Origin of the sequence: Rheinheimera salexigens (genome assembly GCF_001752395.1) — a bacterium.
Lineage (GTDB): Bacteria > Pseudomonadota > Gammaproteobacteria > Enterobacterales > Alteromonadaceae > Alishewanella > Alishewanella salexigens.
Genome location: NZ_MKEK01000001.1, coordinates 1564236 through 1579536, shown reverse-complemented (window position 1 = coordinate 1579536; position 15301 = coordinate 1564236). Strand labels below are relative to the sequence as shown.

11 protein-coding genes and 1 other RNA gene are annotated in these 15301 nt (G+C 43.0%); 3 read left to right on the top strand and 9 right to left on the bottom strand.

What is annotated here, in order from left to right:
* Positions 1–76: 76 nt before the first annotated feature.
* The 9 genes from betT to BI198_RS07250 form a co-directional block, all read right to left on the bottom strand.
* Positions 77–2266 (bottom strand): choline BCCT transporter BetT, encoded by a 2190-nt coding sequence (gene betT, locus BI198_RS07290; RefSeq protein WP_070048956.1) that lies wholly within the window; start codon positions 2264–2266, stop codon positions 77–79.
* Positions 2267–2646: 380 nt separating this feature from the next.
* Positions 2647–3033: a cupin domain-containing protein gene (locus BI198_RS07285; RefSeq protein ID WP_070048955.1), complete on the bottom strand. Its 387-nt coding sequence runs from the start codon at positions 3031–3033 to the stop codon at positions 2647–2649.
* A 315-nt stretch (positions 3034–3348) separates the two neighbouring features.
* Positions 3349–4614, bottom strand: a complete 1266-nt coding sequence (locus tag BI198_RS07280; protein ID WP_070048954.1) for a RidA family protein — start codon at positions 4612–4614, stop codon at positions 3349–3351.
* 809 nt (positions 4615–5423) lie between these two features.
* Complete coding sequence (gene gcvP, locus BI198_RS07275) at positions 5424–8315, bottom strand: aminomethyl-transferring glycine dehydrogenase (protein WP_070048953.1); 2892 nt, start codon at positions 8313–8315, stop codon at positions 5424–5426.
* A gap of 100 nt (positions 8316–8415) precedes the next feature.
* Positions 8416–8802, bottom strand: coding sequence for a glycine cleavage system protein GcvH (gene gcvH / locus BI198_RS07270; protein ID WP_070048952.1), 387 nt, complete (start codon positions 8800–8802; stop codon positions 8416–8418).
* Positions 8803–8893: 91 nt separating this feature from the next.
* Positions 8894–9973, bottom strand: coding sequence for a glycine cleavage system aminomethyltransferase GcvT (gene gcvT / locus BI198_RS07265; protein WP_070048951.1), 1080 nt, complete (start codon positions 9971–9973; stop codon positions 8894–8896).
* Between the two features lie 218 nt (positions 9974–10191).
* Complete coding sequence (locus BI198_RS07260; protein ID WP_070048950.1) at positions 10192–11391, bottom strand: FAD-dependent monooxygenase; 1200 nt, start codon at positions 11389–11391, stop codon at positions 10192–10194.
* 1 nt (position 11392) lies between these two features.
* Positions 11393–12649, bottom strand: coding sequence for a 2-octaprenyl-6-methoxyphenyl hydroxylase (ubiH, locus tag BI198_RS07255; RefSeq protein WP_235605275.1), 1257 nt, complete (start codon positions 12647–12649; stop codon positions 11393–11395).
* Positions 12650–13231: a UPF0149 family protein gene (locus tag BI198_RS07250; protein WP_070050733.1), complete on the bottom strand. Its 582-nt coding sequence runs from the start codon at positions 13229–13231 to the stop codon at positions 12650–12652.
* A gap of 204 nt (positions 13232–13435) precedes the next feature.
* On the opposite strand from BI198_RS07250, the gene ssrS reads away from it, so the two are divergent.
* The 3 genes from ssrS to rpiA all read left to right on the top strand — a co-directional run bounded on the left by ssrS (position 13436) and on the right by rpiA (position 15187).
* Positions 13436–13621: non-coding RNA, 6S RNA (gene ssrS / locus BI198_RS07245), on the top strand.
* A gap of 65 nt (positions 13622–13686) precedes the next feature.
* Entirely contained in the window at positions 13687–14268 is a 582-nt protein-coding gene (locus BI198_RS07240) for a 5-formyltetrahydrofolate cyclo-ligase (protein ID WP_070048949.1), read from the top strand.
* Between the two features lie 262 nt (positions 14269–14530).
* Entirely contained in the window at positions 14531–15187 is a 657-nt protein-coding gene (gene rpiA, locus BI198_RS07235; RefSeq protein ID WP_070050731.1) for a ribose-5-phosphate isomerase RpiA, read from the top strand.
* The last annotated feature ends 114 nt before the right edge of the window (positions 15188–15301 follow it).

The following is a 15301-nucleotide window of genomic DNA, read 5'->3' as shown; positions in this document are numbered from 1 at the left end:
TTATAGCCATAATTATTTTGCTAAAACGGGCAAGTGCACTCGCCATGAAATGGCTTACAGTAGTAGAAATACGCAACTAATGAGCTAGTGCAGACTGGGCAATAGATTGTAGATGCGCTTCATAGCGCTCCAGCACATCGTCTATTAATTGCGGCTTAGTTAGCCCCATTAAATCGTAACCGCCCGAGCCTTTTTCGGTAAACACCTCTAGCCGATAGTAAACGTCAGTTTCAATCGACATCTTGCCGCTGAAAGTGGGTAACGGCATCTCGACCATAGACACTTGATAATGAAAGTCTAGTACATCTTCCATCGACACTCGCAAAAGCGGTCCCTCTCTACCAGTGGCATTAGTTACATTGCCCCGCTCGACTTCGTAGCCTTGGTTACGAAATTCAACAGCAATATCATCCAACGCGGGGATCACGGTGCGTTCTAAATACTGACTGACCTCTCGCCGCGACGGGTAAGTCAATAGGCGACCAAGCCGCTGCTTCCATGACCGTTCGGGCACATGGCCACCCGTTGGCGCCATCGACGGTCTCCGTAATACCTTGCCTTCACGCTCGGCTCGCTCTATTCGTAGTGCCTTAAAGAACGAGGCCATTACCAAATAAGCGATAATTGTTACCGGTAAAGCAAAGATTAGCGTGGCGTATTCCATGGTCAGCACCCCACCAGCCAGTAACATGGCAACCGTCAGCACAGCGGTCAGCACCGCCCAGAAGATACGCAGCCATTTAGGGCCATCTTGAGCCGGATCAGGGATAGAGGCTGAGAAGTTTGACATGACCATAGCACCTGAGTTGGCACTGGTTATGTAAAATAGAAACCCAGAAAATGTAGCCAGACAGATCAGAAATATCGCACCCGGGAACATCTCCAGCAAAGCATACCAACCTTGCTCAGGACTTTGTACGGCAAGTTCGGCGAACGCCGTATTACCTTGCAGCACTTGATACAAGGCTGAGTTACCAAAAAATGACACAATAATAAAATCACAAAATACCGGTACAGTGATTGCCGCAATCACAAACTCGCGCAGCGTTCTGCCGCGGGAAATGCGGGCCAGAAACACGCCGACAAAAGGTCCCCACGCCAACCAGAACGCCCAGAAAAACAGGGTCCATCCTCCCATCCACTCACTGCTGCCTGGCACGTAAGCAAATGTCTGCAACATACGTGAAGGCAAGGTCACCAAGAACTGACCAATATTCTCAACAAAAGCATTCAATAGAAATGCCGTTTGCCCTGCGATAAGGATGTACAACATCATCGCCAAGGCGCTCCACAGGTTTAGTTCAGAGATCCAGCGAATACCACGATCAACACCTGAAGTAGTGGCCGCTATTGTTAACACAACCGCGCCAATAACCAAGGCAATTTGCAACGTCAAGCCTTGTTCTAAGCCAAATATTTTCGAAAAACCGACGTTTAATAGCACGACGCCGATACCCATAGTCGTCGCAACACCAAACACGGTGCCAACTAGGGCAATAATACTGATGCCGTCACCCAAGGAGCCACGCACTCGCTTGCCTAGCAATGGATACAGGGCCGCTCGAATTGATAACGGCATATTCCAACGATAAGCAAAGTAACCCATTGCCATACCGAGCAGCGCATACACTGCCCAACCGGCAATGCCATAATGAAACATGGTCCAAACAACCGCATCTTGCAACGCTGCAGCGGTTACACCATCGCCTGATGGCGGATGCAGGTACTGCACCACTGGACCAGTAACCGAGAAAAACAACAGATCGATGCCGACGCCTGCAGCGAACAACATTGCCACCCAAGTACCTAGTTTATACTGTGGCCGCGAATCATCTGGCCCTAGCCGAACATCGCCTTCTTTGGAACACGCCACCCAGACCACAAACCCGATCACCAGTGCCATTGTTAGCACGTAATACCAGCCCAGATTTGTTGCAATCCAGTCGACTATCGACTTCATCGTAATCTGAGCAGTTTGCGGCATCACCATCACCCAGACCGAGAAAGCAATTATCACTAAAGATGAAAGCAGTAAAATGGTCCAATTAATGTATACCGTACTGTGCTCTAATAATTCTTCGGCCGCTTTACTAAGGTCACTGCGAGACACCGGCGCGTCGTCATCTTGTCGGTGTTGCTTATGTTGGCTGCCGCCAAATCGGCTGCGCTCTAAGGGCGGGTGAGGCTTATTTGATTTTTCGTTCGGTGTTGGATTGCTCGACTGATTAGTGTCGGAGAGTTTATTGTCGGATGGCTCGTTTGCCATAGGCTAATTCCCTTTAATCATTAGATATAGCTATTGCTAGTTATTATGCTGTTATTGTAATGCGTAACCATAAATGCAAATAAACTGACTTGAATTTAAAATATTAATTGTCTACTTAATTTTTCTCAATAATTCTTATAAATTATCATAAATTGTCAACTAATAAGATTCATCTCAAGCTTTATTATGAAATGCGAGCGGCTGTTAAATTTTGTTTTAAGTTGCTAAGAATGAAATGCATTTGGTTACATTAATAAACATGACAACAGTGACTTAACTTGATATCAGCGCTGTTGATTCAACACAAAAGTTTACTCCTAATCAAAGCAAAAATCATTCTTAAGAGCTATCTGCCCCATAGCATACTTCAGTGAGTTAGTTCAGCCTTGCATTTTAGCTAGCATATGATCCATTACTTGGCCATGCTCATGTTGTGGGCTAAACAAAACCACCTCAGCATCTTCAACCACGCGTAACGTGTGACCGGGAGGCCAATAAAATAAGTCGTGCTCCTTACAAGTATCTTCTGTGCCATCTAGATACGTTACCACTAGTTCCCCCGCTAGCATGTAACCCCAGTGTGGTGCATGACAGACATCGTCTTTAAGGCCTAGCAATAAGGGCCCCAGATCGGTGCCGGCGCCGAGAGAAAAATATTCACCTGCCATTTTGCTAAAGTTACTGACATCACCAAAATTAGCGGCAACACGCCCGATAGCACCTGGAACATTGATTTTAGCAGGGATTTCACTTTTGGAAATACGCATGGCGATTACCTTTTTTCAGGCTCAATTTCGAGCGTTAATCCGCTACAGCGCCTAATCTTAGCTACCTGCGCTTTGCAGTCTTATACAACTGAATAAGTGTAGTTCATCTAGTCAAACTGTGGGGGTTTAGGACAGCGAAAATTGAACTGTTTTTTTTGGGGAAATCTGCGTGAAATTGGGCTATAAAATGGACGCAAGTATTAAACTAGAAAATTAATAAAACCGACCGCAACAAGCTATATGGCTTATCGCGGTGGCTTTTAACATACAAGCATTATTTGGCTTTGTTTGCCTATATAGCTTTAACTTACCTTCTTATAATGCTGGAGGTGTACCTTCAGCATTAGACACTACAGCATCAATTTGCACCAAAGCGTCCATCGGTATAGCTGAAACACCTATAGTCGTTCTAGCCGGTAATTCGCCATTGAAAAACGCAGTATACACCTGATTAACAGCTGCAATATCGGCAACATTTTTAAGTTGAATATTTACTTTAACGATATCGTCCATAACGTGGTCGATACTTTCTAAAATAGCTTTAATATTAGTTAAGCATTGTTTGGCTTGCGCTGCTACATCACCTGCAACCACTGCACCTGATTTAGGATCTACCGGTAATTGAGCTGAGATGTGATTGTAATGAGAAAACGCGACCGTTTGTGTAGAGAGCGTACACTTAGGCGCATTGATCGTATTATTAGCTTTAATCACGATACCATGTCTGTCTTCAACCGCTTGTGGCGGAGTACCATCACCGTGTGACACAACTGCATCAATTTGCACTAAAGCATTCATAGGTAACGCCGCTGCTACCACCGTTGATCTTGCAGGGACATAGGCGACAGCTCTAGCGATAGACGAGTCTGGAAAGAAAGTGCTATACACTTCATTTACTGCGTCCATATCCGCTAAATTTTTAACGTAAATATTTACTTTAACAATATCGTCAAATGGCACGTCGATACTTTCTAAAATGGCTTTAATATTTTTTAAGCACTGAGCTGTCTGTTCTTTTACGCCACCTGGCACTAATTCACCGGTTGTCGCATCGATAGGTAATTGGGCAGAAATATTGTTGTAATGAGAAAAAGCAACAGTGTGGGTAGAAAGTGAATTCGTAGGGGCATTTTCGCTATTTTTTGCTACTTTGATCAAATCACATGGTGCTTGTGGTGCGGTACCTTCACCGTTAGAGATAACAGCATCAATTTGTATCAAAGCACCTTCCATTGGTAAAGCGGCTACCGCTACGGCTGTCCGTGTAGGAAGATAATCTTTAAAGAAACTTGCATATACCGCGTTTACTGCATCAATATCAGCAATATTCTGCAAAAATATATTCACTTTAACCACATCATCCATTACATGGTCGATGCTTTCTACTATGGCTTTAAGATTCACTAAACACTGTTTGGCTTGAGCTGTTATATCGCCCGCCACTAAAGCACCAGTGATAGGATCTACCGGTAATTGAGCCGAAATATTATTATAATGAGAAAAAGCAACAGTCTGTGTAGATCCAATATTAGTTGGTGCCTGTTTGGTGTTTCTTGAAAGTTTTATAATTTTGCCACTCATCTAGGTATATCTCCTGTTAGATATAGTTTTATGCGGTCTCTAAATAGATCACATTTCAAATAAATATAGAGTATGCCCAAGCAGTTGCTTAATGTTGCTTACGTAAACAACACGACATCTTCTAGAGTTTTTTTAAATTTCAAATTTTAGGTATAGCTAAGGTTTTGTAAAAACTATCTTTAAATATTCTTATCCATAAGAAAGTTCAAACTGGTGCAAATGTCACTGAAGTGATGTTGAAGAACTTAGAAATATCGCTTAATGCTTGTTGTTATTAGCGTGTATAGAATGCTGGTCGATCACGCGTGAGAATAACTATCCTGACTTGCTGTAGCCAATTTAAGCTATATACATGTTAGGTTGCTCTAAGAATGCTCTTAGACGAAAAGTAAACAGATTAAAACTACTAGCGGTAAAACAGTTGCACGTGGTGCACTTTAAGCGGCTAATTAACCAAGCCGTTTATGTGCGGTGTTATAGATTATAGATAAAATGTTTAATAATTACGTTGTTGACGATTATTAATATTACGGCTGTTTTTGAGATGCTTTAAATTTTGATATCTTATAACATAACTAGCGCTATTTAGACAACTCTGACCATTAATTCAATGCGGAAATTCTGTACAAGCTGTCTAATTATCACCCATTTAGCCGTTAATGGCATGCTGATAAAGCTGAAGATGGAGATTAGTGGATTCCAATACAACAAAGAAGTTTAGGCTATTAATAATAAAGGGCCTTTCGGCCCTTTATTTAAGTTATCAGTCTAGTCACAAACTTTATTCCATACTGACAACAAATCGCTTCTTAACGATACGCTTCCGGACTTGGGCAGGCGCACATTAAGTTGCGGTCGCCATATACGTCGTCGATGCGGCTTACGGTTGGCCAGAATTTATTTTCGGCTATGTAAGCTACCGGGAACGCAGCATATTGTTGGCTGTACGCACGATCCCATGCTGGGTCGAACACATCTTGCATGCTGTGTGGTGCGTAAACCAACGGGTTGTTGTCTACTGTCCACTCGCCACTTAACACTTTGCCAATTTCTTCACGGATGGTTGCCATCGCTTCAATAAACTTATCCAGTTCGGCTTTGCTTTCTGATTCAGTAGGTTCAATCATTAAGGTGCCAGCAACAGGGAAGCTCATTGTTGGTGAGTGATAACCAAAGTCCATTAAGCGCTTAGCAATATCCATTTCCGTAATACCGCTGGCGTCTTTTAACTGCCGAATATCAATAATACACTCGTGACCTACGCGACCGTTAGTACCGCGATACAGTACTGGGAAGATTGGGTCGAGTTTATTGGCCATATAGTTAGCGTTTAAAATGGCAAACTCTGTGGCTTGTTTTAAGCCATTAGCGCCCATCATAGCAATATACATCCAGCTGATAGGTAAGATACCTGCGCTACCAAATGGTGCGGCTGATACAGCGCCGTTTTGCTCACCTGTGCCGTCAATTTTAACCACTGAGTGGTTAGGTAAGAACGGAGTTAAATGGCTTTTCACGCCGATAGGTCCCATACCTGGGCCACCACCGCCGTGTGGAATACAAAACGTTTTGTGCAAGTTTAAATGCGATACATCTGACCCGATAAAGCCTGGTGATGTTACGCCAACTTGGGCGTTCATGTTGGCGCCGTCCATATAAACTTGGCCACCATGAGCATGCACGATATCGCATAATTCGCGGATACTTTCTTCAAAGATACCGTGAGTAGACGGGTATGTGACCATGATAGCCGCTAACCTATCGCCCACTTCTGCCGCTTTAGCTTTTAAATCAGCCATATCAATATTACCTGACTTATCACAGTCAACTAACACGATATCAAAGCTAGCCATTGCCGCCGTTGCTGGGTTAGTACCGTGCGCAGACACTGGAATTAAGCAAATGTTACGATGGGCATCACCACGGCTTTCGTGGTATTTACGAATAGCGACCATACCGGCATATTCACCTTGCGCACCCGAGTTTGGTTGCAAAGATATATTGTCATAACCAGTGATGTTGACTAACCAGTCGCCTAGTTCGCCTAACATCTGATAATAACCTTGGGCCTGATCACGTGGCACGAATGGGTGTATTGAAGCAAACTCTGGCCATGTAATTGGGATCATTTCTGAGGTTGCATTAAGTTTCATGGTGCATGAACCTAATGAAATCATCGAGTGGTTTAAGGCTAAATCTTTGTTTTCTAATTTTTTGATATAACGCAGCATCTCAGTTTCACTGTGATACTGGTTAAATACTGGGTGACCTAAAATAGTGTCGGTACGCAGTAAATCAGCTGGAATAGAGTTTGAACCGTCTGCAACAATAGTGGCATCTAATTTTTCTACGTCTAAACCGTGGTTATCACCTAATACAATAGCAAATAACTGGGCTAAATCGGCCGCAGTGCTAGCTTCGTGGAAGCTAACAGATAATGAATCTGCAACGTCTGTACGTAAGTTAACGCCAGCGTCTAAACCACGTTGAATAACCGCTGCACGATCACTTACCGTAAAGGTAACCGTATCAAACCAATGCTTATTAACGATATTAACGCCTTTAGCGGCTAAGCCCGCAGCAAAAATATCAGCATGACGATGAATACGCTCGGCAATATTTTTCAAGCCGATTGGGCCATGATATACCGCATAGAATGACGCCATATTGGCTAATAATACTTGAGCCGTACAAATATTAGAGTTAGCTTTTTCACGGCGAATATGTTGCTCGCGTGTTTGCATAGCCATACGTAAACCGGCATTACCACGGCGATCTTTTGATACACCAATAATACGACCTGGCATAGAACGTTTATAACTATCACGTGTAGCGAAGAACGCAGCATGTGGGCCACCAAAAGCCATAGGCACGCCAAAACGCTGGGCAGAACCTAGAACAACATCTGCACCTAACTGACCTGGTGATTTTAATAACATTAACGCCATTGGATCAGTTGCTACCGCAACGACCGCTTTTTTGGCTTGTAACGCAGCTATTAACGCACTGTCATCACGAACATCACCATTGGTTGTTGGGTACTGGATTAAGGCACCAAATACATCGTGGTTAGTCGCATCAGCAGCTTTACCGATGATAATGTCAAAACCAAACATTTCGGCGCGGGTTTTTACCACGTCGATAGTTTGTGGATGGACATCATCTGCAATAAAATAGTAATTCGATTTATTTTTGCCTACTCGCTTGGCTAACGCCATGGCTTCTGCAGCCGCGGTTGCTTCATCTAATAATGAGGCGCTGGCCAGTTCCATACCCGTGATATCTAACGTCACTTGTTGGAAGTTTAATAATGCTTCTAAGCGGCCTTGAGCAATTTCAGGCTGATACGGCGTATAAGCGGTATACCAACCTGGGTTTTCTAACACATTACGCAGGATAACATTCGGCGTTAACGTTGGGTGATAGCCCATACCGATGTAAGATTTAAACATTTTATTTTTGCTAGCTGCCTGCTTTAAATAAGCTAATGCTTCTACTTCCGAGCGCGCTTTGCCTGTGGCTAAAGGCTCTGGGAGGCGAATATCGGCAGGAACAGTTTGGGCAATTAGTGCTTCCATACTGTCTAGGCCAAGCTCATTTAGCATGGCTGCAGTTTCAGCCGCATCAGGCCCTATGTGGCGCTGAATAAATTCTTCGTGGTTCGCAAGTTGCGACAGGGTTTTCACAGCGGAGTTTGTCATGCCTGGAATGTCCTGAAATAAAGGTGTCATTTACTAAAATTAAACCCCGCAGCTAAACTTAATTAGTCTACTCGGGGTTTAATTGCGATAGGCGTTTAGCTTACTCGTCAATCGAGTTTTGGTAGCCAGCTGCATCTAACAAGTTCGCTAAGTCAGCTTCGTTAGCCGCTTTAATTTTAAATAACCAACCTTCTTGGTACGGGCTGCTATTTACTAATTCTGGCTCGTCAGTTAAAGCTTCGTTAATGGCAACAATTTCGCCAGCGATAGGCGCATAAATATCTGAAGCAGCTTTTACCGATTCACACACTGCACAGTCATCGCCTTGGCTATAAGTGGTGCCAACTTCTGGTAACTCAACAAAGACCATATCACCTAATAAGTCTTGAGCATGTTCAGAAATACCGACAGCAAATACACCATTGCCTTCATCACGCACCCATTCATGGCTGGCTGCATACTTTAACTCTGTTGGGATTGAGCTCATTTTAAAATTCCTTAGCTGTTGTCACTATTATATCTGGCCTAAGCAATAATAGAATAATATTACTGTAGGCCAATTTTATTTAAAATCTGGCTTAAACCAGTTTTTTACCCATGCGCACAAAGCCAGGTTTAACGACTTTAACTGGGATCATTTTACCACGAATATCTACTTCAGCACTGTCGCTGGTGGTAGCAGGAACTCGTGCCAATGCAATACTAAAACCTAATGTTGGTGAGAAAGTACCTGAAGTAATAATACCTTCGTTACCATCAACTACCACACGTTGACCATGGCGTAATACGCCTTTTTGTTCCATAACTAAACCGACTAACTTTTCAGTACCTGCCGCTTTTTGTTGCTCAAGTGCAGCGCGTCCAATAAAGTTTCGTTCTTCTGGTTGCCAAGCGATAGTCCAAGCCATGTTAGCGGCTAATGGCGATACATTATCATCCATATCTTGGCCATATAGGTTCATACCGGCTTCTAATCGTAAGGTATCGCGTGCGCCCAAACCTGCAGGCTTAACACCGGCGCCAATTAGTTTTTGCCAAAAATCAGCCGCCTGCTCGTTGGGTAATGCTATTTCGTAACCGTCTTCCCCGGTGTAACCCGTGGTAGCTATAAATAAGTCGCCGCTTTGTTTACCAAAGAATGGCTTCATACCATCAATATCAGCTTTTTGGCTATCGGTTAATAACGTCGCCACCTTTGCTTTAGCATTAGGGCCTTGTACCGCAATAATTGAGAATTCACGACGCTCGGTCACGGTGACATTAAAGTCGGCAGCTTGTTTGTTTATCCAAGCTAAATCTTTTTCCCGAGTACCTGAGTTAGAGACGATACGGTAAAAATCTTCTTGCATGAAATAAACAATAATATCATCAATCACACCGCCTGCTTCGTTTAGCATTCCACTGTATAAAGCGCGACCAGGTACGGTTAACTTTGCTACATCGTTTGCTAATAAAAAACGTAAAAAATCGCGACTGTCTTCACCGTTAATGTCGATGGTTGTCATATGAGACACATCGAACATACCCGCGTCTGTACGAACGGCGTGATGTTCTTCAATTTGAGAGCCGTAGTTAATTGGCATATCCCAGCCAAAAAAATCTACCATTTTGGCACCAGCTTCCAGATGTTTAGCATGTAACGCTGTTTTATTCGCCATTATCATTTTCCTGCTTATAGTTGAGCCCACACTCTAGATTTCAAGTTCTAGATTTCAAGTTCTAGGTTTCAAGTTCTAGGTTTCAGGGCTATTACTGCACCATTTAACGCAGCAACGGATAAAAAAGTGTCTGGATTATAGCGCAAGCCAAAGCTGTCCAACAGTCCCATTTAAATTAGATTTAGTAATGCGACAAGTCTTGTTTGCATTGAATGACATTATAACTTAGCAAGTTGCGGCAAATCGCCACTATTACCAAGCGCTGCAGCCATAATCTTCTGCTTCAGCCAGGGTGCTTTATCAACCCCAGTCATACCTACTGCTCTGATCAGTTTGAGCAGCGGCTGTTTATTACTAAAAGCCCGGTTAAAAGCCTCCATAGCAACAATCAAACTTTGCGCTTCTGCTTTGCGCCAGCGCTCGTATTGGCGCAACATGCGCTGCTCTGTAATATCTTTACCCGCGATTAATTGTTGTTCAATTAGTTGTGCTAATGCGGCGACATCCATAAGGCCTAAATTCATGCCTTGGCCCGCTAACGGATGCACACTATGGGCAGCATCTGCCACTAACACAATACGCTGGTTCAACCATTGGCTAGCATAGCGCATTTGCAGTTCAAAATTACGTAGCGGTGTTTGTAGGGTTAATACACCTAGTATCGACTGACTAGCGGCCGTTAGCGCGTGATTAAAATCGGTTTCAGCTAGCGCTAGTTTAGCGGCGGTATCGGCTGCAGGTACTGACCAAACGATAGAGCATAAGTGTGGATCTGGCAGTGGCAATAAAGCTAAAGGACCACCAGGTAAGAATATCTGCCGTGCAGTCGCTTGATGCGGTTGCTCGGTCTTAATGGTTGCGACTAATGCTTGTTGATTATAGTGGCGATGAACTTGCGGTAATTGTGCGGTTTTACGCACTAAAGAATGAATACCGTCTGCGCCAACCACTAAACGGCTTAATAGCAATTGCTGTTGATTGTAGTTAATTAACACTTCGCGATCGCTTTGCACCAAGCTGTTAATGCTACAATTAAACTGACAACTAACATTGGCATGCGATTTTAGTTGTTGATATAACGCTTGACGAATTTGTTCGTTATCGCAAATCCAGCCTAAGGCCTCTACCCGTTCGGCTTTGGCATTAAAGGCAATCTTGGCAAAACTATCACTATCCCAAACCTGCATATCTTGATAAGCCGCTGCGGTTTTTTCAATGCTAGACCAAGCCCCTAAATGGACTAATAAGCGCTTTGAGGCTAAATTTAAGGCACTGACTCGTTGGTACTTAGCATCAGTTATTTCAGGTGCATTGCCTTGTTCTAACAACACAACATTTAGGTTTAGCGGCGCTAATAACAACGCTAATGTTAAACCGGCACTGCCTGCACCAACGATGGTGATATCTGTATTTTGCATATTAACTCCGATATCCCATAGCATGCATGGCAATTGGCTGCTTTAACGGTTTGCACATTAACAGAGCAAACAACCCCATATTTCGCGTTAATGCTAATAAACGAGAACGATTGGAAAATAGCCTTACCAGCGCATCGGTGGCTAACGCCACTTGTTTAATATCGGCTTGCCTAGCTTGCTGATAAGCCCGTAACAGCCCATAACTACCGGCATCATCCGTTGTGGTTAATAGCTGCACTAATTGCTCAATATCGCGCATGGCTAAATTAAATCCTTGGCCGGCTATAGGATGTAAATTATGTAGGCTATTGCCCAACAAAGCGACTCGATGACTAACAATAGTGTCGGCCATGCCTAAACTTAACGGATACATAGCGCGTTGCCCTGTACTACTAAAAACGCCCGCTCGATAGCCAAAAGCTTGCTGCATCTGGGCTAAAAAGTCAGCCTCAGCCAGCTGCATTAAGCGCTCTGCTTCAGCCGTGGTTGTAGTATAAACCAATGAATAACGTTGTTTAGTTAACGGTAATAACGCAATAGGCCCATGTGCGGTAAAACGCTCAAAAGCGGTAAAGTCATGTGCTTGGTTTATCGCTAAATTGGCAATAACGGCACTTTGGCCATATTGCTGTTGCTTCATTGTAATACCGGCTAACTCGCGACTTGGCGACGCCCCACCCTCAGCGATAACTAATAATTTACACTGTAGTTGATGACCATCATTCAGCTGCAGTTGTTGATAGTCTTGCTCTGGGGTAATGGCGGCAATAGTATTAGGCTGAAACCACGTTACCTGTGGGCATTGGCTTAACTTAGCCTGGAGTAAATTACCTAAATGTTCTACTTCAAGCACATAACCTAAGGCATCGCGCTGATAATCTTGATGCTGTAAACTCACTTTACCAAAATGACCGCGATCAGACACTTTTACCTGTTTAATCGGGCAAGCATCCGCTGCTAACGCTGACCACAATTGCCATTGTTGTAGCAAATCGACACTGGCTGCGGCTAACGCAATACTTCGGCTATCAAAACTAGCTTGGCTTGCTTGGCCTAATTTGGACTTTGCTTGTTGCTCAATAATCGCAATTTTAAGCCGTGGGTTTGCTTGGGTTAAAGCCCACGCTAACGTGCTGCCAGCCATACCGCCACCAGCAATAACCAGATCAAACGTGTTAATACTGTTAACCATAGTGTCAGCCGTAGTGTTAGCCGCACTGCTAGCCGATGAGGTTTTGGATAAGGTTTTATTAGCCATTTAATGCACTGTTTTATTACTTACAGCTAAGTTGCTAAATTTTTGGCCTACTTCGGCATGGCAATTTAATACCATGATCCGAACATGCTCTATGACTAAAAAATACGCTTCTTCATTTTCTTCAGCACTACTATCGTCGTTACCATGAATATCAATACGGGTAACATCTGATAATTGCTCAATCGCTTCGCGCACATCTTCAGGCAGTAGCGATAAATCTGTTTGTTGTACAGCAAAGCCCACTAAAAAAGCTTGAGTCCACTCTACCATCGCTTCTAAGCGATCTGCTAAAGCGTCTTCATCAGAAGGCAGTAATAAACTAAAACTAAAATCGGCATTATTAAGATCAGCCGCTGTAGCAACAATTAATTGTTCAATTTGTTTTTGTAGCGCTACCGGTAAGGCTTGGCCATCATTTAAAAAGTCATATAAAATAGGTAAAACTTGATCGGACTCGGCTTTAACACCTGCGCTTAATAAGCCGGAAATTAAACCGTGTACTTCCGCCATAGCGGCCATTACACCGGCTTGATCTAACAAATGGGACCATCGCTCGTAAGTCAATTCAGATTGCTCGTTCATAATAGGATTCTTGCTGGCTAACTTAGTGCTTATGCTACCACTGCCAAGACAAAGCGCCAAGTTTGCAAGCTGGCTTTTGTTAGTCAGCCGCGTTTTACTGTGTCCAAGCACTATAATTGCATAAAAATCAAGCGAATGAACTGAAAACCACCTTAGAAAGGGCTTTTGGCTTAGACACTCTCAATCAAGCTGTTATACTTAACGTGTTCTCTGAGTTGTTTGTGATTGGACTGACGTCCCTGAGCCGATAATTGTTTATACAAAGGGTTTTATATGTGTTGTCAGTGTGCAGGCCCAGCTTGTACTGGGAAGCCTAAGCCAACCACTTTAACTCCCGCCTTGAACCCATGGTTCAAGGGCAACAATTCGACACGGCAATTTGGAGAATCCTCTTTCTTTTTTTCCTTTGCTAATGTTTTATGCTTTAAATTAAAGTTTAAATACAGTAACTTAGCATGACCAGTCGCAGCGTAATAAGACAACAAATCCGTTTAACACGCCAGCAATTATCTAGTGCTGAACAGCAAACTGCGGCAAAAAAACTTGTTTCTCAGATTACTAACCTCCCCCAATTCAACACTAGTCAGCATATAGCGTTATATCTCACCAATGATGGCGAACTCGACACATCCTTGCTTATTCAAACCTTATGGCAATTACATAAAACGGTTTATATACCGGTGTTGCATCCGTTTACAGCCGGATATTTAGTATTTGTCCGTTATGAGCCAACCAGCCCGTTACAAACCAATAAATTTGGTATTAAACAGCCTTTATTGGCTTGTCAGAATATTATTCCAGTAGCGGAATTAGATTTAATATTTACGCCATTAGTCGCTTTTGACAGCCAAGGTAATCGATTAGGTATGGGCGGAGGCTTTTATGATCGCACTCTTGCTCAGTTACCTGCAGATTATCGCTCTCGCTTTGTTGGTTTAGCCCATAGTTGTCAGCAAGTCTCTGCGTTACCCATAGCCAGTTGGGACATTCCTCTACAGACTATTGTGACGCCGGATAAAATTTGGCGCTTTAAATAACAGCCTTTTACCGATACGCATTTAATAATAAATCATTTTAGAATAAGACATTTTAAAAAAAGCCCCTTTCATTAATAACTTGCCAATAATCACTGCAAATCTATAGCAACTGCTGTATTACACATAATGTAAATGCTGCCAACATTGCCAAAAGTCAGGCTTATCGTTATTACTAAGCTTTATTTCTGCATTTGCCCTTTTGTCTAGGCAACGTTTCGTTATAATGACCATCTGTATGGCTAAAAGCTTATTGGATATAACAATGACGCAAGATGAAATGAAAAAGCAAGCTGCATGGGCAGCACTAGAGTTTATTCCTCATAACACTATTGTGGGTGTCGGCACTGGCTCCACTGTAAATCATTTTATTGACGCTCTTGCTAGCATTAAGCAGCATATTCAAGGCGCAGTTTCTAGCTCAGTACAATCTACCCTCAAACTTGAAGCGCTGGGTATTCCAGTGTTTGAACTAAACGATATAGACAGCTTTAGTGTTTATGTTGATGGCGCAGATGAAATAAACCCCGCTAAACATATGATTAAAGGTGGCGGCGCAGCATTAACCCGTGAAAAAATTGTCGCTGCTGTGGCAGAGCGGTTTATTTGTATAGTCGATAGCAGTAAACAAGTCGACACGCTAGGCGCGTTTCCTCTACCGGTTGAAGTGTTGCCTATGGCTATTGCTTATGTTCAACGTCAGCTAAATAAATTAGGTGGCGAAGCCATATTGCGTAAAGGTGTTATTACCGATAACGGTAATGTTATTTTAGATGTGCATAACTTGCACATCACTGATCCACTGGCTTTAGAAAACAGCATCAATAATATTGTTGGTGTGGTGTGTAACGGTATTTTTGCCCATCGCCGTGCAGACACAGTGCTTATTGGCACGGTGACTGGCACCAAAATTATTAATTAAATAACAATAATTATAATAATAATACGATTACTAAAATCGAAAAACTCGAATGAAAAACCAAGGCTAGCTTTAAAACAATCATAAAAATAATTGTGCATAAAAAACTTAATTTAT

Excerpts from the sequence above, each read along its gene's own strand:
- betT (WP_070048956.1), bottom strand. The coding sequence starts at position 2,266 with ATGGCAAACGAGCCATCCGACAATAAACTCTCCGACACTAATCAGTCG.
- BI198_RS07285 (WP_070048955.1), bottom strand. The coding sequence starts at position 3,033 with ATGCGTATTTCCAAAAGTGAAATCCCTGCTAAAATCAATGTTCCAGGT.
- BI198_RS07280 (WP_070048954.1), bottom strand. The coding sequence starts at position 4,614 with ATGAGTGGCAAAATTATAAAACTTTCAAGAAACACCAAACAGGCACCA.
- gcvP (WP_070048953.1), bottom strand. The coding sequence starts at position 8,315 with ATGACAAACTCCGCTGTGAAAACCCTGTCGCAACTTGCGAACCACGAA.
- gcvH (WP_070048952.1), bottom strand. The coding sequence starts at position 8,802 with ATGAGCTCAATCCCAACAGAGTTAAAGTATGCAGCCAGCCATGAATGG.
- gcvT (WP_070048951.1), bottom strand. The coding sequence starts at position 9,973 with ATGGCGAATAAAACAGCGTTACATGCTAAACATCTGGAAGCTGGTGCC.
- BI198_RS07260 (WP_070048950.1), bottom strand. The coding sequence starts at position 11,391 with ATGCAAAATACAGATATCACCATCGTTGGTGCAGGCAGTGCCGGTTTA.
- ubiH (WP_235605275.1), bottom strand. The coding sequence starts at position 12,649 with ATGGCTAATAAAACCTTATCCAAAACCTCATCGGCTAGCAGTGCGGCT.
- BI198_RS07250 (WP_070050733.1), bottom strand. The coding sequence starts at position 13,231 with ATGAACGAGCAATCTGAATTGACTTACGAGCGATGGTCCCATTTGTTA.
- BI198_RS07240 (WP_070048949.1), top strand. The coding sequence starts at position 13,687 with ATGACCAGTCGCAGCGTAATAAGACAACAAATCCGTTTAACACGCCAG.
- rpiA (WP_070050731.1), top strand. The coding sequence starts at position 14,531 with ATGACGCAAGATGAAATGAAAAAGCAAGCTGCATGGGCAGCACTAGAG.